General features: G+C 43.7%; 19 protein-coding genes and 1 other annotated feature. Of the genes, 15 read left to right on the top strand and 4 right to left on the bottom strand.

What is annotated here, in order from left to right; all coding sequences use genetic code 11:
• Window positions 1–172: 172 nt before the first annotated feature.
• The 6 genes from BK120_RS09900 to tyrS all read left to right on the top strand — a co-directional run bounded on the left by BK120_RS09900 (window position 173) and on the right by tyrS (window position 6,114).
• Window positions 173–427, top strand: a complete 255-nt coding sequence (locus tag BK120_RS09900; protein ID WP_076267314.1) for a hypothetical protein — start codon at window positions 173–175, stop codon at window positions 425–427.
• A gap of 21 nt (window positions 428–448) precedes the next feature.
• Complete coding sequence (locus BK120_RS09895) at window positions 449–931, top strand: SRPBCC family protein (protein WP_076267313.1); 483 nt, start codon at window positions 449–451, stop codon at window positions 929–931.
• Window positions 932–973: 42 nt separating this feature from the next.
• Complete coding sequence (locus BK120_RS09890) at window positions 974–1,300, top strand: YnfA family protein (protein WP_076267312.1); 327 nt, start codon at window positions 974–976, stop codon at window positions 1,298–1,300.
• A gap of 73 nt (window positions 1,301–1,373) precedes the next feature.
• Window positions 1,374–1,627 (top strand) — a binding site (T-box leader).
• A gap of 190 nt (window positions 1,628–1,817) precedes the next feature.
• The gene (locus tag BK120_RS09880; RefSeq protein WP_076267310.1) at window positions 1,818–3,497 is read left to right on the top strand and encodes a glutamine--tRNA ligase/YqeY domain fusion protein; all 1,680 of its coding nucleotides are present in this window, start codon (window positions 1,818–1,820) and stop codon (window positions 3,495–3,497) included.
• 189 nt (window positions 3,498–3,686) lie between these two features.
• A complete protein-coding gene (locus BK120_RS09875; protein ID WP_076267309.1) occupies window positions 3,687–4,751 on the top strand; it encodes a hypothetical protein in 1,065 nt (354 codons plus the stop codon).
• A gap of 73 nt (window positions 4,752–4,824) precedes the next feature.
• On the top strand, window positions 4,825–6,114 hold the full coding sequence (tyrS, locus tag BK120_RS09870; RefSeq protein ID WP_076267308.1) for a tyrosine--tRNA ligase: 1,290 nt from the start codon (window positions 4,825–4,827) through the stop codon (window positions 6,112–6,114).
• Between the two features lie 606 nt (window positions 6,115–6,720).
• Here tyrS and BK120_RS09865 read toward each other — a convergent pair.
• From BK120_RS09865 to BK120_RS09855, 3 genes are all read right to left on the bottom strand, one after another.
• Window positions 6,721–7,917 (bottom strand): MFS transporter, encoded by a 1,197-nt coding sequence (locus BK120_RS09865; protein ID WP_076267307.1) that lies wholly within the window; start codon window positions 7,915–7,917, stop codon window positions 6,721–6,723.
• 71 nt (window positions 7,918–7,988) lie between these two features.
• Window positions 7,989–8,270, bottom strand: a complete 282-nt coding sequence (locus tag BK120_RS09860) for an ArsR/SmtB family transcription factor (protein WP_054025100.1) — start codon at window positions 8,268–8,270, stop codon at window positions 7,989–7,991.
• A 168-nt stretch (window positions 8,271–8,438) separates the two neighbouring features.
• Window positions 8,439–9,419: a phosphotransferase gene (locus BK120_RS09855; protein ID WP_076267306.1), complete on the bottom strand. Its 981-nt coding sequence runs from the start codon at window positions 9,417–9,419 to the stop codon at window positions 8,439–8,441.
• A 206-nt stretch (window positions 9,420–9,625) separates the two neighbouring features.
• On the opposite strand from BK120_RS09855, the gene BK120_RS09850 reads away from it, so the two are divergent.
• Genes BK120_RS09850 through BK120_RS09835 form a run of 4 tightly spaced genes read left to right on the top strand, consistent with a single transcriptional unit; the run spans window position 9,626 to window position 12,293 of the window.
• The gene (locus BK120_RS09850) at window positions 9,626–10,639 is read left to right on the top strand and encodes a serine hydrolase domain-containing protein (protein ID WP_076267305.1); all 1,014 of its coding nucleotides are present in this window, start codon (window positions 9,626–9,628) and stop codon (window positions 10,637–10,639) included.
• The gene (locus tag BK120_RS09845; protein ID WP_076267304.1) at window positions 10,636–11,187 is read left to right on the top strand and encodes an SMI1/KNR4 family protein; all 552 of its coding nucleotides are present in this window, start codon (window positions 10,636–10,638) and stop codon (window positions 11,185–11,187) included. The genes BK120_RS09850 and BK120_RS09845 overlap by 4 nt, the downstream gene beginning before the upstream one ends.
• Before the next feature lie 36 nt (window positions 11,188–11,223).
• Entirely contained in the window at window positions 11,224–11,721 is a 498-nt protein-coding gene (locus tag BK120_RS09840) for a GNAT family N-acetyltransferase (protein WP_076267303.1), read from the top strand.
• On the top strand, window positions 11,697–12,293 hold the full coding sequence (locus BK120_RS09835) for a hypothetical protein (protein WP_076267302.1): 597 nt from the start codon (window positions 11,697–11,699) through the stop codon (window positions 12,291–12,293). The genes BK120_RS09840 and BK120_RS09835 overlap by 25 nt, the downstream gene beginning before the upstream one ends.
• A 103-nt stretch (window positions 12,294–12,396) precedes the next feature.
• Here the strand turns inward: BK120_RS09835 and BK120_RS09830 are convergent, their stop codons facing one another.
• Complete coding sequence (locus BK120_RS09830; RefSeq protein ID WP_076267301.1) at window positions 12,397–12,867, bottom strand: anthrone oxygenase family protein; 471 nt, start codon at window positions 12,865–12,867, stop codon at window positions 12,397–12,399.
• 238 nt (window positions 12,868–13,105) lie between these two features.
• Between BK120_RS09830 and BK120_RS09825 the strand changes: the two genes are divergently transcribed.
• From BK120_RS09825 to BK120_RS09805, 5 genes are all read left to right on the top strand, one after another.
• The gene (locus tag BK120_RS09825) at window positions 13,106–13,690 is read left to right on the top strand and encodes a TetR/AcrR family transcriptional regulator (RefSeq protein ID WP_076267300.1); all 585 of its coding nucleotides are present in this window, start codon (window positions 13,106–13,108) and stop codon (window positions 13,688–13,690) included.
• Window positions 13,691–13,972: 282 nt separating this feature from the next.
• On the top strand, window positions 13,973–14,920 hold the full coding sequence (locus BK120_RS09820) for a helix-turn-helix transcriptional regulator (protein WP_076267299.1): 948 nt from the start codon (window positions 13,973–13,975) through the stop codon (window positions 14,918–14,920).
• Between the two features lie 67 nt (window positions 14,921–14,987).
• Window positions 14,988–15,530: a DinB family protein gene (locus BK120_RS09815; protein WP_076267422.1), complete on the top strand. Its 543-nt coding sequence runs from the start codon at window positions 14,988–14,990 to the stop codon at window positions 15,528–15,530.
• Between the two features lie 676 nt (window positions 15,531–16,206).
• Window positions 16,207–16,869, top strand: coding sequence for an NAD(P)-dependent oxidoreductase (locus BK120_RS09810; RefSeq protein ID WP_179089774.1), 663 nt, complete (start codon window positions 16,207–16,209; stop codon window positions 16,867–16,869).
• Window positions 16,870–16,897: 28 nt separating this feature from the next.
• On the top strand, window positions 16,898–17,608 hold the full coding sequence (locus BK120_RS09805) for a hypothetical protein (RefSeq protein WP_076267297.1): 711 nt from the start codon (window positions 16,898–16,900) through the stop codon (window positions 17,606–17,608).
• Window positions 17,609–17,668: the final 60 nt, after the last annotated feature.

Genomic DNA, 17,668 nt, shown 5'->3' with positions numbered 1-17,668 from the left:
CAAAAATGAATAGTCGGTTGACGTGCAGGGCTGTAGTGAAGAAGGATTTTTCTTCTTGCTGCAGCCTATTTTTGTTTATACTTATGTTATAATCGCCATATTAAATAAGGTGCTGAATCCTATTTCGGGAGTATGTATCACTAGAAATATGTAATTGAGTGAGGGAAAACCTGTGAATGACTTCAACAAATTCAATCGCGAGAAATGGAGCAAGATAAGAACAAAGGGCAGGCTGCCATACGCTATTAGATGGGTGCTTTATTTATTGATTTACGTGTTAATTATTCAGGGAGTACTCATTGTACTAGGTCGTAAAAGTGTAGATCAAATCGAAATGGCACCTATTATTTTTATTTCAGTTGTCGTAGGTGTTACTCTTTCTTTGATTCGATGGTCTGTTTTTGAGAAAAAATTTAATCAGGAATAAATAAGGATGAGGTGAGTAGACATGTTGGCATCCATTACCCAAGCTGAGAATGGATATTCGGTCCGTTTCGAGCGCAATTTGAAGCATGCTGTGGAGAGTGTCTGGTCGATGCTGACTGACAACGAGAAGCTGGCACAGTGGTTCCCCGAACTGCATGTTGCGGACCTGCGTGAAGGCGGATTAATAAAATTTGATATGCAGAATGGACAATTTGAAGAGATGGCCATCACCAGGCTCAAAGCGTTATCGGTTTTGGAGTTTACGTGGGCTGAGGATATCGTTCGTTTTGAATTAGATGCAGAGCCAGAGGGCTGTCGCTTGGTTTTGATCGAGAAGCTTACCCAAATTACAGCGCATACCCCTAGAGATATTGCCGGCTGGGATGTATGTTTGGATGTTATCGAGGCATTGCTGGATGGAAATACCATTGCCTCTCGCAAGGATGTATGGAAAATGAAATACGATAAATATGTACAAGCTTTTGAAAATTTACCTCAGGCTTAGAAATAAGTATTCAATCAGCTTGGGTTAATGGATGTGAAAGAGATGATTACAGGAATATTGGTATTTTTACTAGCAGGGTTAGCTGAAATAGGTGGGGGATACCTGATTTGGTTATGGCTGCGTGAAGGCAAGCCGATGTATTGGGGAATGGTCGGAGGTGTAGCTTTAGCGCTATATGGTGTTATTGCTACATTTCAATCTTTCCCCTCGTTCGGAAGAGTCTATGCGGCGTACGGGGGCGTTTTTATAGTAATGGCTGTTTTGTGGGGCTGGCTTGTCGATAAAAAAACACCTGATTTATACGACTGGATAGGTGCTGCTATTTGCTTGGTCGGTGTTTCAGTTATACTGTGGGCGCCAAGGCATTAGTATGGTCTAGCTTACTGTGTAGAATAACCATTTACAATTCAGGGAACGATTTGTTAACATATATGAAATATTGAAAAAGGCGATGACGAGAAGAGTACATAAACAAATTCTTTCGCAGAGAGCCCCGGCAGCTGAAAAGGGGCAAGGAATGGTTTATCGAAACAAGTCTCTGAGCATCACATCGGAACCTGAACAAGGGGATGCTGTGACAGGAGCTCCTGTTATAGAGCTAGAGTATAAGCATCCTTTGGTGCCGTACTTGAAGAGGTTAATATGGCGACATATTAACGAATCTGGGGTGGTACCGCGAAAAATTTCGTCCCCAAGACGCGAAGTCTTGGGGGTGGAATTTTTTTTTTGTTTTTTGAAATATAAGAATTTATAAGTTTGTTAGCTTATAAAGGGCTTATATTTCACCGTCAAAGCTACTTCAGCGTCTAAAGGACGCCGAAGGCGTTTTTGCTTGGGACATGAAAAATCAAGGTATCGATAGCAACCCTAAATTGGAGGTTTTACAATGAGCAGCGAATTAGAGCCGAACACGGATCATTTTTTATACAAAATCATTAATGAGGATCTTCAAGCAGGCGTGTTTACACGAGAAATGTGCACGCGGTTTCCGCCTGAGCCTAATGGATATCTGCATATCGGAAGCGCTTATGCTATCCATACAAACTATACGATTGCGCAAAAGTATAATGGGAAGTTTCATTTGCGATTTGACGACACGAATCCTCTGAAGGAGGATATCGAATATGTGAATGCTATTATCGAAGATATCAATTGGCTTGGTTATCGTCCGGGCAGCCATATTTATTATGGTTCGGATTATTCGGATGCGATATATGACGCTGCTATTGCGCTCATAAGTAAAGGAAAGGCTTATGTTTGTGAATTATCGCCAGAGGAAGTAACGGAATATCGGGGGACGCTTACGGAGCCGGGCAAGGATAGCCCTTACCGAAACCGCTCCATTGATGAAAATTTAGAGCAGTTTGCGAAAATGAAAAATGGTGATTTTAAGGCCGCTTCCAAAGTATTGCGTGCCAAAATCGATATGAGTGCGCCTAATATTAATTTAAGAGATCCCGTTATTTATCGCATTATCCATGCTGAGCATTACCGGACGGGAAATAAGTGGTGCATTTATCCGATGTACGATTTTGCCCATCCGATTCAAGATGCCATCGAGGGCATTACCTACTCGTTATGCTCCATTGAGTTCAAAGACCATCGTCCTTTGTACGAATGGGTATTGGAGGAGCTGGAATTTGCTCATCCGCCAAGGCAAAGGGAATTCGGCAGGCTGAATCTAACGGGTGTCGTGACGAGCAAGCGATATTTGAGACAGCTCGTTGAGGGCGGCTTCGTCGACGGCTGGGATGATCCAAGGCTGCCAACGATCCGTGGACTCAGGCGAAGAGGCCTTACGCCCGAGAGCATTAGAAATTTTATCGATGAGATCGGCATGATTAGAGCACAAAATTCCGTTGATATCGCGATGCTGGAGCATGCGACAAGACAGGATTTGAAGGCGAAGGTCAAAGGTGTAATGGCCGTCATCCATCCACTGAAAGTGGTCATTACTAATTATCCGGAGGGCCAAACCGAGCTGTTGTCCATTGATAATAATAGCGAGAACGACACGCTTGGCAAACGCAAGGTCACCTTCTCTAGCACGCTATTTATAGAGAAAGATGATTTTATGGAGCAGCCGTCCAAAGGGTTTCACAGATTAGCACCCGGAGCTGAAGTCCGGCTGATCGGCGCCTACTTCATTAGATGTGAGGAAGTCATTAAAGATGAAGCCACAGGTGAGATCATTGAGCTTCGCTGCACTTACGATCCCGAAACGAAAAGCGGAACGGGCTTTACCGGCCGGAAGGTGAAGGGGACGATCCACTGGGTTTCGGAGAGTCACGCGGCTAAGGTGGATGTCCACCTTTATGAGAGTCTGCTGCGGGGTAATGAAGTCCCGAATGATACCGATATAGCTTGGGACAGCGTCATTAATCCGAACTCACTGCAAATCGTGAAAGATTGTAGGATTGAGCCTTTTGAGGTTCTTCCGCAGCCAGAGGATAAGTTCCAATTCGTTCGGCATGGATACTTTTGCGTGGACAAAAAACATACAACGAATACGAAGTTAGTCTTCAATCGCATCGTACCGCTTAAGGATACGTGGAAGAAAAAATAAAGCGATAACAAGATGAAGCCTCTCATGTGGTAAAATAATACATATGGAGGCTTCTTTTTTTAAATATAAGAAAGTAAATCTATGCTCCTACTTATCTTAAATTTCATCGTCAAAGCTACTTCAGCATCCAGAGGATGCTGGAGGCGTTTTTGCTTGTGAAGCTCAACAATCGGAGAACGAGGTGATGGAGTGTTCCTGCATAAGCTTCGACCATTGATTTTGACCGCTGTCCTATTATTTATGCTTTTACCAGAAGCGGCAAGTGCCAACGGGGGACCGCTGCATTATCCTGCGGAAGGTTATGGCAGGCTGGAGCTGGATGATCAATCGCAAGTGAGTTTGGTTCGTGAGAAGGTTGTGTTTACCTTCCGTGATATCGAACGGTACAAAAGCCATGCGGAAGTAACGGTTCAGTATGAACTTCACAATACTTCCGATTCCGCCAAGGACTTGGAGGTTTTATTTGTAACGCCTGTAAGTGAGGCCTTTATGGTATCAGAGGGAAATAATGAGATTAATGCGATCATGGATCCGAATGTAAAGACGGTTAATTGGCAAAATACCCAAGTGAAAAATACGGTCACTGATCCAGTAAGCGGCAAGGAGCTGCGTTTATCCAATTATTCATCTGAAATTGGGCCAGCACAAGGAGCGAGGTTCCCTTTATCTTTTGAGCCGAACGAAACGAAAAATATTGTCATCAACTATATTGAAAATGGGGGGATGTATAATAAAGGCGTGATTACGACGATTTTTTCCCATCTTTATTATTTGACCCCAGCAGCTTTCTGGGAGGGAGAACCGCATGTCGAGCTTGAAATACGGCTAAGCGAACCCGGCGCTTTGCTTCATTCGAATTTAGCAATGGAACAAACGGACTCCAAAACATTCAAAGCTGTTTTTAATGAATTGCCCAGCAAGGACTGGTATTTTTCTTACACGTATCCCAAAAGATTGTTGTATCCAACGAATATAGAGAAGGATCATAATCTCTTGGTGCTGGGAACAGTCGCCGCATTAACGGTAATTGCTGCAGCGCTTGCGCTGTTTTTTAGAAAAAGTTTTTTATTTACGATCAGTGCATTTGGGATTTTTGCTTTTACGGTATATTATATCTCGAAAATGGGCGGTTATCCGTTTAACGCTATTTTTGTTGGGTTTGTCGACTTTGTTGTTGGCGTAGGGCTGCTTATTTGTGATATTTTAATTAGAAGAACGATTCGTAGACGTAGAGAAATGACCAAAACCATGTAATCGTCCGTCCACATCTTTTAAAAAACTCGAAATCAACGTAAACTGTAGGAAACATTAGAGGAGAGAGAGTTAAATGACAAACGAAGCATTAACCATTAATCATGAAGATCTTTTGGCTGATCTAGAATACCGAGGGCTAGTACAGCAATTTACTAACCGCGAGGAATTACATAAGAAGCTTACGAGTGAACGCGTCGTACTTTATTGCGGATTCGACCCTACAGCGGACAGCCTGCACATCGGCAGCTTGCTCCCGATCTTGTGCTTGCGTCGCTTCCAACAGGCTGGCCATATTCCACTTGCGTTAGTTGGCGGCGGAACAGGCTTAATTGGCGATCCAAGCGGCCGCTCGACGGAACGCTCGCTTAACACTGCGGATACAGTATCCGAGTGGACAGAGAGCTTGAAGCGTCAGCTTTCCCGCTTTCTTGATTTCAATGCTGCGGATAATGCGGCTAAGCTCGTAAGCAACTACGATTGGATTGCGCCGCTGGATGTCATTACTTTTTTACGTGATGTAGGCAAAAACTTTACTGTAAACTACATGCTGGCGAAGGATTCGGTCGATTCCCGTCTTTCATCAGGCATCTCGTTTACCGAGTTCAGCTATATGATTTTGCAAGCCTACGACTTCCATAAGCTTCATCAAGAGCATGGCTGTTCCTTGCAAATTGGCGGCAGCGATCAATGGGGCAATATTACAGCAGGCCTTGATCTGATTGGCAAAATGGGCGGAGGCGACGCTTACGGCATGACAATGCCTCTCGTTACCAAAAGCGACGGCAAGAAATTCGGTAAATCCGAATCTGGCGCAATTTGGCTGGATCGCTCGAAGACATCGGCGTACCAGTTCTATCAGTTCTGGATCAATACTGAAGATAACGATACGATCAAATTTTTAAAATATTTCACATTCCTCTCTCGCGCAGAAATCGAAGCTTTGGAGACAGAGCTTCAGTCGCATCCAGAGAAGCGGGTGGCACAGCGTGAATTGGCGCGTGAAATTACTCGCCTTGTTCATGGACAAGAAGCGCTCGACAGCGCAGAGAAAATTACGCAGGCATTTTTCTCCGGCGATGTAAATCAACTGAGTGAAGCGGAGCTAATTGAAGCTTTGCAGGACATGCCTACAACGGTGCTTACGAATAGAGAAGAGATTGCGCTAATGGATCTTCTGATCGAATCTGGAGCTGCACCATCCCGCCGCCAAGCGAAACAAGATATTACGAGCGGTTCGATTTCGATTAATGGCACGAAAAACACGGATGTAGAATCCATCATCGGCTCGGAGCAAAAGCTCTATGACAAATTTGTCGTGCTGCGCCGCGGTAAGAAAAATTACTTCTTGATTCGATTTGAATAGGACAAAAAACCAGACTTCCGTTAATGGAAGTCTGGTTTTCTTTTGAATGTTATATCTATTTTAGGAAGTCGAGTTTACGCTCTCCGAGACCAACGTGTGGTTATCATCCAACATCAATCTCCGCGACGAGCGTCTGGCTATCCATCGATACTAAACTCCACGACCAACGTTTGGTTATTATCCGACACCAATCATTGCGACCAGCGTTTGGCTATCCTAGTGATGTGCGTGAACCGTTAGCGTAGAGTAAATAAGTGCAAAAGTGCACCTGTTTTTAACAAACAAGATTGAAATGATGCAAATAGGTGTACAAATACCTCTAATTGAGCAGATTTGAAGAAGATCTGGTTAAATAAGTGCATTTCTGCGCTTAGATGAAGCTGCTGCAGGCGCTGCCGCAAATGTTTTCGCATGACAGGGGAACATCTCCGTTTTCAGATAAAAGGACCTCAAATTCCACTGTAAAGTGGAGCTTGAGGTCCTTTTTCTCAAAGAAAATAAGATCTAATTAGTGCTCAAAAAAATCGCAAAATGACTTTTGAGACAGCCCCATTTTTTAGAAATAGGAGTGACTTTAATCAATGATCAAAGCAAAGCTGCAAAAGTTTAAGCACTGGTCTTTGCCAAGCTGCTCTCGGCTATCTTCCGGCGGGAACGCGCGCGGGAGAACCCGAAGGAGGTTGCGGCTGTAGCAGCGGCGAGAATGACGCCTGTAGCTCCAATCCAGCTGATAGAGGTGAGCGATACTTGCTCAACGACAACCCCGCCAAGCCCGGCTCCTGCAGCCATGCCCAGCTGAAGTACAGAGCTGTTCAAGCTAAGCATAATACCCGAAGCTTCTGGAGCTAGTGACATCAGATGGTACTGCTGAGTTGGACCGGATGACCAAGCGGTAAAGGCCCAGATCATAAGCAGAGGAAATACGATTACCGGAGACTGTCCAGCCAACGAGAGTAGAACAAGCGCTATCGTATGGAACAGCATGCCGCTGACTAATGTTCGCGGCGCTCCCCATTTATCGGTGCTGTAGCCGCCAAATTTAGACCCGATCAGGCTGGCGATACCGAATGCAAATAGTCCGATGCTCACGCCTTGTTCACTCAGCTTCGTTACGTTAAGCAGGAATGGTGAAATATAGGTGTAAACGATGGAATAGCCGCCGATCCACAAGAAGGTGACCGTCAGTGCCGTTACAATTTTCGGCTGCTTCAAGAGAGCAAGCTGGCTGCGAAGCGGAACGGGCTCTTCACCATCTGTTTTTGGAATAGTGAATAAAATGAGCAGCATTGCGAGCAGGCCCAGCAGTCCGATTGCTCCGAAGATGAGGTGCCAGTCGTATGCAGATGCGACTACCCTGCCTAGAGGGACACCAACGATTAATGCTGTGCTAAAGCCCATAACGAGCGTCGCAATGGCACTGCCCTGTTTATCAACGGGTGCAAGCTTAGAAGCGACGGTCAAAGCGGTAACGACGAATACGCCTGTGCTGAGCGCGAGGACAACGCGGGACACGATCAAAAACTCAAATCCAGGCAAAGCAACAGCAATAAGATTTCCGATCGCGAATACACCTAATGAGTAGAGGAGCAGCTGACGCCGCTCAACACGCGCCGTAACTGCCATAAGAATCGGCGTGCCAATAGCGTAAGCTAGCGAGAAAACGGTAATCAGCTGGCCTGCTGCAGATACGGATACACCTATGTCGCCCGCGACCTTATCCAGAATACCCGCAATAATAAATTCTGACGTTCCAACCAAAAAGCTAATTATAGCCAGCATGTAAATTTTCCACGCGTTAGACATATAAAAAATACTCCTCTCTCCACTCCACTGTTTTTATATTTCTAAATCTATAGAAATATAACCTAAAAAAATTACTCCAACAAATATGGCGCATACTTTCGAGCCATTTCGCGGTTCACACTGTAGTAGATATACGTGCCGTCCTTGCGGAGATCTAGCAATCCGCTTTCCGTCAATTGCTTCAAGTGATGTGAGAGGGTAGAGCCGGCTACAGATTCCAGCTTTGTGCCAATATCGGAGCAGCATAAATTTTTCTCCTCAGTAAGCAGCAGAGCTATTTTTAGACGGGTAGGCTCACCGAGCGCCTTATATACTTTTACAGCTTGACGTACGTCCGCATGATCTTCTGTCATTGTGGCTTCACCTTTCTTGCAGTCGTTATTTCTATATTTGTAGAAATAAGATAGCATATCGATATTCGAATGTAAACAGGCAAGCATTCTTTTTATTTTACAACAAGCATTTCCGTAATCGTATAAAAGAAGAAAGGAGCCGCAAGCAGCTCCTTTTCTTTCATCGCATTATAGATTGTGCGCCTTTACCCAAGCCGCCAAAAATTTAAGCTTCCCGTCAAAATAACCATCATCCTGCCAAGATCCCCAAACGGTGCTTCCGCCTGTATGAAGTCCGATCAGCCAAAGCTGTCTGACGGCTACGAATACGGGAATCATCGCAAGATCCTGTTCGCTTAACGGGCGTTCTTTTGTATAGGCTTCCAGAAAAGCATCCCAGCATTCATCCTCAAAGCTCTCACTATCCGATCTGCCATGGACGCGATCCCATAAATAAACGGATAGATCATACGAGCGCCAGCCTACGCCGCAGCAGTCAAAGTCAAAGTGTGTCATGCTGCCGTCATCCGAGTGAAAGACGTTCCAGCCATGCAGATCCCCGTGGCATACTCCCCAGTCATATGCACCATTCGCGGCTTCTGCAAGGCGAGCTTTCAGCCTGCCGGCTGTTTCTTGAACAAACGCTACATCGTTCGGACGATGCTGTAAAAACGGAAGCATCGCCCGAAGAGGCTCGTCGAGCAAATGGGCAGCATCAAGCGCAAACCTTTCATGTTTGGGTTCATAGAAATCCATGGCATGATGAAGCTGCGCTATAGCGCTGCCGTAAGCTTGGCTTGTATCGACATTAAGCTTCCCGGCGCCATCCGCATAAGAGAATAGCACAGCATAACGAGTGCCTTCCGGTGCGTCGAGCTCAGTCAACCATTCGCCATCTCGTCTTTGGATGGGATAGGAAACCGGCAGGATGCAGTTTTTAAGATAGGTTAACAAATCCAGCTCAAAACGGATATCGGATTCTGCTCGCCATAAATGCTTATAAATTCGCAATATAAATTTTCCGGTATTCGTCTCAACCGAATAGGTATCATTCAAGCCATTGGACACGAATTGGCTCTTTAGCGGTGTACCGATATCATATAATAAGGCCATGGCTTCAAAAAGCATTTCCTTATGAAATACAGTATGTACGGCAGGAATATGCAGCATGTCACAATCATCCTTTCAATGTCTTTCCCATTATCTATTTATCCTATAGCAATCGTGAAGCGAAGGGGATAGAAATAATGGCTATAGTTGTTTATTACTGTTGGGAACCGCTTTTTTGGGTTTATTTGACAAGGTAAGGGCAGCAGATTATTGTTAATCAGAATTGGTAAATCAACTCTGAAGCAGGAGAGGATTATGTGTAGAAAGTGGTAACGAATCATTTTCAAAGCCTGAATGAGTATGTCTATGCTATTCAACAAAGTATCGGCGCCACAGCTGCCGCAACCTATATCATACAAAACGACGTTGTTGTAAACGAATGGTATTCCGGTACACATGCAGCATCAGATGCGCCCAGACTCGTGGATGAAAAAACGCAGTTCAACGTAGCATCAATCCGTAAAACGTATCTAGCGCTTGCTGTCAGTTTATTAATAGAGCAAGGGGAAATAGGCAGCGTGGATGATGAAATCGGGCAGTATCTCAATGATTATAAAGATGCAGCACGAGGGATAACGCTGAGGCATCTGCTTACGCATACCCATGGATTAATCGAAGAGAACGGGAAGATAACAAGAGAGTTTCCTGCTGGATATGGATGGGCATACCGCAATACGGGAATTGGCATGCTTTTTCAATTAGTTAGGCATATTTCGGGGCAAAACTTAAGTTTTTTTATGGAGAGTCATGTATTTAGTCAATATGGCTTAAAGGAAACGGGCTGGAGAACAAAAGCTGCTGAGCAGCTTATATATAATTATTACGATGATGAACATACGTGGGTGGGGCCAAACGATAGTGATGAAGGTGATCAAAGCAATTTGTTCGTTAGTGCGCGCGATTTAGCGATGTGGGGACATATGCATCTTAAAAACGGCAATGTAAATGGAAAACAGTTGCTGCCGCAACCTATTTTTGCAAGAGCTACTTCGCTGCATACGCCACTCACTGTTCCATCTCTTCTGCCTCGAAATGGTTTTATATGGTGGCTGCAAAGTGATACTCCCTTGAATCAAATTGGCGAGCTTCTGCCGAGTGACGCTTATCAAGTTCTTGGAATTACAGGCTGCGCCTGTCTGGTCATTCCGAGCTGCGATGCCGTAGTGGTTCGCATGTATAACCAGCTGCAGGGTTCGAGCGGATATGATTACTTATACGACATAAGAAAGTTTGGAAATATGACATACGATCTGCTTCGCAGTTATGGAGGTGCTCGATGAGTCAAGGCAACATCATTAAGAAAACCATCACTTCCTTAAGGCAAAGATTAGAGGCGGGTAACGGGTTATTAAGCTTACAGCTGCGTGAAGGTGAGCTATACGAGGCCAAATGTACATTTAGACCCCCTGCAAGGGAAGAAGATTTAATGCTTTTTCAGGAAAAACTGGGCTGTAAACTTCCTGAGGATTATTTGAATTTTCTTAGAATAACGAATGGCTGCTCCCTCTTTGACCATCCGGAGTACGGAGGAGAGGCCTACTTATACGGGTGGCAGGATACATTTGGAGTAACGTACGAGGAGCCTAATGAAGGTTATTTGAAAGTAGCTTACATTTATCAGGATGACATTGTTATTCATTTAAAAGCTTTTAACGAAGGCTCAGACCATTACTTAATGGTCAAAGGCCATATTGATCAATTTCATGAAGCGAGGCCGCTGCATATGAATTTTGAGCAATGGTTTGATCGTTTTATCATATGTCAGGGTGAGAAGTATTGGAATTGGCCTATTTATAACGAGGGAAATAATAATAAATTAAGAGACTAGTAGATGCGGAAAATATAAATAGGAGGCCTAAAGAAGATGATTGAACTAAAAGCAGCAAGTGTAGATGATGGACGTGATATTTTTGACATGTTAGTAGAAATAGGCCCGGGAGAAAATGGGTTTGTGAATAGCGCGTATGATATCGATTATAGTCAATTTCCTGGATTTATTCGTAAAAATATAGCGATCTCGCAAGGCATGGATCTCTTACCTCAGCACGTTCCCCAGACTGTTTTCTGGTTATTCGTTGATTCATATCCCGTTGGCTACGGAAAGCTAAGGCATTATTTGAATGATCACTTAAAAAAATCAGGCGGGCATATAGGGTATTCGATCAGACCAAGCAAACGCGGAAAAGGCTACGGTACGGTCATGTTAAATGAACTCCTAAAAAACGCAGAAAGCATGGGAATAAAGGATGTTATGCTGTCTTGTGTGGAAAGTAATATTGCTTCTAGAAGAGTCATTGAGTTAAATAATGGTGTACTAGAAGCTAATGAAGGTGGAAAATGCAACTACTGGATTCACTTATGAGAATAGTCATCTTTTCAATTTGCATAGTCTTACTGACAGGTTGCTTCGAAAGTGACATAAAGACAACAGAATTTAACCAAAAGAAAGTAGACATAACCGAAATAAAAGAAGCACCAAACAAAGGATTCTCATATTTGGAGCAATTGCCTGCTGAGCGGATTAAGGAGTATGAACTATTTGTGAAAGACAGGGATACGAGTCATTTGCTACGCTTCTCCCCTGAGCAAATAGTGTTAATCTACATGCATTTTGTTGCTATAGTTGATACGGCAGCCATTTACGCTCTTACTTACAATGATGGCTTATTAGCTGATCCTGAACGCTTTAGAAAAGACTACAATGAGTACGTGTTGAATACTGAGCAAGAAGTAGCTTTGAAATATAGATATTATGATTCCATTCAAATTAATGAAGAAACGGCTGAAGAAAATAGTGTAATAGTAGTCATTACTGTAAGCTTGGGATTATCCACTAGTTCTGTGGGTTATGGTTTAAAGAAAAACGAACATATTTGGAAAATGGATATACAGCATTTTATTGAATATTTTAAGCAGAAAGCGGCTGCTAAATAGTTGAACCAACTGTTATCTGATTTTAAAAAGGCAATGGCAGCTAGGACTTTTTTCATGTCCGAAGCAGTCATTGCCTTTTTCGCTAAAATGAGTCTAAAGCTTGTTATTGCAGGCTCGAATACTGCAGTGCAACAGCTGTCAAGAAACATGCAAACGCCAAAACTGCTGCCGATGAACGAACCACATCAAGCAGCTCCCAGCGGCGGATTAGCAACTTCCAGTTGCTAGGTGGCGCGTCGGGCTTCCATTCGAGCGCACCCTTGTTGATAGGGACTGTGCCGATGAGCGTGACTAGGATGAAGAGGAGTAAGGCCAGTACGCCAGCCCAGCGGAAGAACAAACCTGGCTCGGAGCCGCTCAGTACTAGCACCGCAACTCCCGACACGGCCGTAGGTAAAAAGATAGCGGGCACCAGCACACGCAGTTTAAGTATTAGTGCTTGACGAACTTTAATTTGAGACTGGTCGTCTAGACCAGCCAGAGACATGTGCACCCCATAGCGAATGACGAGCTCTTCGCCAGCAAGGATGCCTGCAAGAAATAAACAGATGAACTCAATAATGATATGATTCATAACAAGTACCTATCCAGAGTACAAGCTGCTGGTAGTGGAGATATTGGTAGAACGATGTTAGTCACTAGGATATCCTCCTTATGGTTGTTTTCATGACGGCTCGATTACCGAGCGTTCAAACTGTGGTGAAGAAAAATTGAAATGTTAACTATAAAATAAACTTTACTTGCCGACAGGTAAGTTGTCAAGTGTGATGAGTTATGGCTAAAATGAGTGAAAGGCAAGGAGTGTGACAATCATGAGTATGAGTGAGTCAGTGAAACGGACGGGCAGTGAAACAAAAGCGGAAGCTCAGCGTGTAGCTTTGGAGCTTTTCACTACTAAAGGGTTTGAGGCGACATCACTTCGTGAAATCGCTGAGCAACTCGGGATCAGCAAGGCCGCGCTATACTACCATTTCAAAAGCAAAAATGACATCGTAAATTCAATGATGTCCTCCCGCGGTAACGAGGCGGCTGAACTTCTCGCATGGGCCGTCAGCCAAGAACCGAGTCCTGACCTTCTGGAACGCACGGTGCTTCGTTGGGTGGATTCTACTTCTGTAGACAAGCTGCGCGGCATCCGCTTCGTAAATGCGAATCCCAATCTCATGCGGAGCGTGGTTAGCAATCCCGGTGGCCAAATCCGTGACAGCCTTGGGGCAGTGGCTGAGCTTGTGGCTGGCAAGGACGCTGATCCCACACGGAAATTACTCGTGAGAATGGCCTTTCTCAGTATTAACTCGGCATTGATGGCCGCCAGTGGAACGGAGCGTACGGACGAAGAAATTGTTGCAGCCGCGAGAGAAATGGCATTAGCTCTTCTTAACCGCCTTCGCGAATAGCTGATAGATGAGTGTTGCTGGGATTTCAGCACTTGGAAATTTTCAATATAGGATAGTGAAATGAGCACAGGCTGCCGACATAGTCGGTAGCTTGTTCATTTTAACGTTTGTAACGAACCTAACCCTTAGTTGACTTCATTTCTCTATAAATTATATGTTGTCAGAAGAAAAAAAGTTGTAGACTGACGTTGCTTCATTAAGCTAACGGTTAGGATACACTAGTGAAATACTTTCAGTGGAGGAATTCTGGCATAAACAATCTCTCGGAAAAGGGTGCAGTGCATGAACAAAACGGATCGTTTGTTAGCCATAGTGCTTGAGCTGCAGCGTAACGAAGTGTTACGAGCCGAGGATTTAGCCGCTACATTTGAAACAAGCGTGAGAACCATTTACAGGGATATACAGGCTTTAAGTGAGGCTGGCGTATCCGTGATAGGAGCGCCAGGGCAGGGATACTCCCTAATGGAGGGGTATTTCCTGCCGCCAGTCAGTTTCACGGTGGAAGAAGCAGTGACGTTACTCATCGGGACAGATTTTATCGAGCAATGGTTTGATTTTCACTATGGCAGTAAGTCTCGAACTTCAAGAGGGAAGATTGAAGCCATCCTGCCGGAACCGATCCGCAGCGAGGCATCCCGGATTCGCAAGAGCTTTCGTTTGCTTGCTTCCGTTGAAGATATAGCACGAATACAAGAGAAGGCATACTTGGAAGCGATTCGTCGAGCGATTTTGGAGGAAAGAAAAATAAGATTCCGCTATTCCAAAAGAATTGCCGAGGCTGATGGGAACCGCGAAAGTGTACGTACGGTTGCTCCTTATGGACTTGTGCTTCTTCAAGGGTCATGGGTACTCGTTGCACAGTGTGAATTGCGTAAAAATATCCGTCATTTCCGGTTGTCCCGGATGTCGGAGCTTATCGAGCTGGAAGATAGATTTATTTTGCCAGCAGATTTCAATTTAGATGCATACCAGCCTCCAGACGATCGCAACATCCGTGTGCGCATCTGGGTCCAACCTGACATTGCCGATAAGGTAAGGGAATCGAACAACTTCTATATAGAAACCATAGAGGATCATACGGAAGGGCTGCTGGTGACCTTACGCGTTCGGCAGCCTGAGGAATTGCTGCATTGGGTGCTCGGCTGGGGAGGCGGAGTGGCTGTGCTGGAGCCGGAATCCTTTCGACATCGGGTTAGAAACGAACTGAAAAAAGCATTAAAACGCTACTGACATAATGGTGTCAGTAGCGTTTTTGTATACTTAGAAAAAAGATGATTAGAGGCGATAATAAATGATGATTACAACAAAGCTAGCATTACAACGATTTGAGGAAACTGCGACATATTATATTCATGAACTGGATCAAATCAGTCTGGAGCAGCTGAGGCAAAAGCAAAGTGACAACGAATGGTCAATCGGACAGATGTTTCAACATCTCATTAGCTCGGCGCTTTATATGCAGCTTCGTAATCTTGATCAATGCTTGATGCCAAGCCAAGATCCCACGGTACATGGAACGGAAAAAACCGAGGTTGGTATGGCTATATTTTCACAAGGAAGCTTTCCGCCCAATCGTATTCATGTTCCGCCTTCCCCGCAATATACTCCGGAGCAGCCAGAAAGCAAAGAGCAGCTAATTCAAGGCGTACACACTGTCATCCAGAGAATGAAGGACATTGAACCTACCCTTGAAAAAGTGTCCAAACAACATACAGTGTCCCATCCGAGATTCGGTGGATTGTGTGCGGAGGAATGGTTTCTGCTTGTTGAAATGCACTACCGTCACCATCTCCTGCAGCTGGACCGCTTAAAGCAAGAGCTGGTACGGGAAGCGACATAAACATGTATTAAAAAAGGAAGGGATTTCGAGGTATGCAAATGGATGAAATAAGCGAGCAAAGCCGCTTCTGGATTGGTGGTGTGTCCGCGTCCCATGTGAAATGTGGAGAGAACCGAAATTGGGGGTATTCCTTCTGCTACGGTCATTTTGAGATCAGTCGGGAGGACTTTTTGACAATTGCCAGTGCGATGCAAACATGAGCAGATAGAAAGTTCATAAAACAGCGACAGTCTAGGACTTTATTTTCATATCCTAGGCTGTCGCTGTTTCAATTTCTGAGGTCAGTTTAAAACTTATTTTAGGAAATCTGAGGTGCTTTATTATAGGCTGTATCTATTTTTTCTATATAAACTAGATATTGGAAACGGCTTAGCTTCTCTATTATTATGAAATTAAACCTATAGAATCCATGAGAAGAGGATAGAAATGAAGCGGAAATGGCAATGTGCAGTAGACAAAACAATCACTCTAACAGCACAGGAACGAAATAAATTAGAGCAAACGTTCATTGTCGAAACAATTGATATATTGAAGACTAAAGAGGAACTACTTGCGGGTTATGATATGTTTTTGATTCATACAAAGATACCGAATGAGATTTTGGGGAGGTTTGCTAGCTGCAAATACATTGGAATTCGTGCGCACAACACTGACTATGTTAGCAGCGATCTTGCCCATGAACAAAAAAATGGTTGTTCGAGGCATCCCTCAAGTAGGAGAGAATGCGGTTGCAGAGCATACGTTTTCTTTGATTTTTGCTATTACGAAGCAGCTAATTCCCTCGAATCAAAATATAAGAGACGGAAGGTGGCGAGAAGGAATAGCTCCAAATGTTGAACTAAGAGGTAAAAGCTTAGGGATCATTGGTTACGGTAAAATAGGAAAAGTTGTAGCATTAATTGGAAAGTCTCTAGGCATGAATGTATTAACCGCTTCTAATCGATCAAGCTCCAAAGCAGGACAATTATCTATGGAAGAAGTACTGCAGCAATCCGATATCGTAACGATACATGCCTCGACGACAAATAATTTGGAACCCATCATAAATAAGAAGCATTTTGAAATGATGAAGGAAGGGGCCATTCTCATCAATACTGCAAGAGGAGGATTGGTAGATTACGATGATTTAGAAAAGGTACTCTCGAGTGGGAAATTACGGGGCGCTGGACTAGATGTATTCCCTGAAGAGCCCAATACCAAAAGAAAGCTATATGATCTGCCTAATGTTGTATGTACTCCACATCTTGCCTATTATACAAATGAAACGATTTCGGATATGAATCTACAACTATTGGATCAAGCTATTGATTATTTTAATAATCTGTACGCTATGGATTAACGTTTCTTAATGAAAGGAGTGGAGTAAAATGAATCCTTTTATCGAACAATTGTTACATTCTAATCAAATGGAAATAGAATTAACGGAAGACATATTATTTGAAATTTACAATGAAGCTAAGAATACGGATGGGGAGGAGGAGGTTTGGAAAAAACTGATCTCGTTTTACGATAAACCTCTCCCGAAACAAATCGCTTTTTCCCTTATAGATAGGAATATTGCTATTATGGATTTAGGTCATTCCAAACAAGACTACGATGTCTTGTGGAGATTAGCAGAGATCGTAGACGAAGCATTATTGACACTAGCGATAGACGTCTACACTCAACTATCCTTTAGCCATGAAGAAATGGAGCTGCTGTTTAACAAATACGATAATCATAAATGGATGATGGAGAGCTTGATTTATAAACAGCCGTCATCACCTGAAAAGCGAAGATTACTCGAAGCGGCTATAAAAAGGAATATGGATGCAGACGCATTGCAAAGATTGCTCACTGTTGTGGACACTGCTAAATATGCGAGCCGCAATGATTTAACACTTAAAGAGTTTCAATCCCTTTTTGAGACAAAAGAGCCCTATGTTTGGTTGTCATTAGCCCAAAACGCCAACACTCCAGTACATATTTTAAACAAATTATTAGAAGCGACAAGCATAAAAAATGCAAGAGCGATAAGACATTCAGCAATTATAAATATTAAAGGAAAACGCGATAAAAATAGTGAGGTGATCACGTGAGAATTAGAACGGCAGCTAAGTTTGCATCCCGACAATGATTTGAATTTTATTATGGGAACG

It is taken from the genome of Paenibacillus sp. FSL A5-0031, from assembly GCF_001956295.1.
Lineage (GTDB): Bacteria > Bacillota > Bacilli > Paenibacillales > Paenibacillaceae > Pristimantibacillus.
This window is presented reverse-complemented; position numbering and strand designations above follow the sequence as displayed.

What these genes read in the sequence shown, in the direction of transcription:
- BK120_RS09895 (WP_076267313.1), top strand. Translation starts at nt 449, where the DNA reads ATGTTGGCATCCATTACCCAAGCTGAGAATGGATATTCGGTCCGTTTC.
- BK120_RS09890 (WP_076267312.1), top strand. Translation starts at nt 974, where the DNA reads ATGATTACAGGAATATTGGTATTTTTACTAGCAGGGTTAGCTGAAATA.
- BK120_RS09880 (WP_076267310.1), top strand. Translation starts at nt 1,818, where the DNA reads ATGAGCAGCGAATTAGAGCCGAACACGGATCATTTTTTATACAAAATC.
- tyrS (WP_076267308.1), top strand. Translation starts at nt 4,825, where the DNA reads ATGACAAACGAAGCATTAACCATTAATCATGAAGATCTTTTGGCTGAT.
- BK120_RS09865 (WP_076267307.1), bottom strand. Translation starts at nt 7,917, where the DNA reads ATGTCTAACGCGTGGAAAATTTACATGCTGGCTATAATTAGCTTTTTG.
- BK120_RS09860 (WP_054025100.1), bottom strand. Translation starts at nt 8,270, where the DNA reads ATGACAGAAGATCATGCGGACGTACGTCAAGCTGTAAAAGTATATAAG.
- BK120_RS09855 (WP_076267306.1), bottom strand. Translation starts at nt 9,419, where the DNA reads ATGCTGCATATTCCTGCCGTACATACTGTATTTCATAAGGAAATGCTT.
- BK120_RS09845 (WP_076267304.1), top strand. Translation starts at nt 10,636, where the DNA reads ATGAGTCAAGGCAACATCATTAAGAAAACCATCACTTCCTTAAGGCAA.
- BK120_RS09840 (WP_076267303.1), top strand. Translation starts at nt 11,224, where the DNA reads ATGATTGAACTAAAAGCAGCAAGTGTAGATGATGGACGTGATATTTTT.
- BK120_RS09835 (WP_076267302.1), top strand. Translation starts at nt 11,697, where the DNA reads ATGCAACTACTGGATTCACTTATGAGAATAGTCATCTTTTCAATTTGC.
- BK120_RS09830 (WP_076267301.1), bottom strand. Translation starts at nt 12,867, where the DNA reads ATGAATCATATCATTATTGAGTTCATCTGTTTATTTCTTGCAGGCATC.
- BK120_RS09825 (WP_076267300.1), top strand. Translation starts at nt 13,106, where the DNA reads ATGAGTATGAGTGAGTCAGTGAAACGGACGGGCAGTGAAACAAAAGCG.
- BK120_RS09820 (WP_076267299.1), top strand. Translation starts at nt 13,973, where the DNA reads ATGAACAAAACGGATCGTTTGTTAGCCATAGTGCTTGAGCTGCAGCGT.
- BK120_RS09810 (WP_179089774.1), top strand. Translation starts at nt 16,207, where the DNA reads ATGAACAAAAAAATGGTTGTTCGAGGCATCCCTCAAGTAGGAGAGAAT.
- BK120_RS09805 (WP_076267297.1), top strand. Translation starts at nt 16,898, where the DNA reads ATGAATCCTTTTATCGAACAATTGTTACATTCTAATCAAATGGAAATA.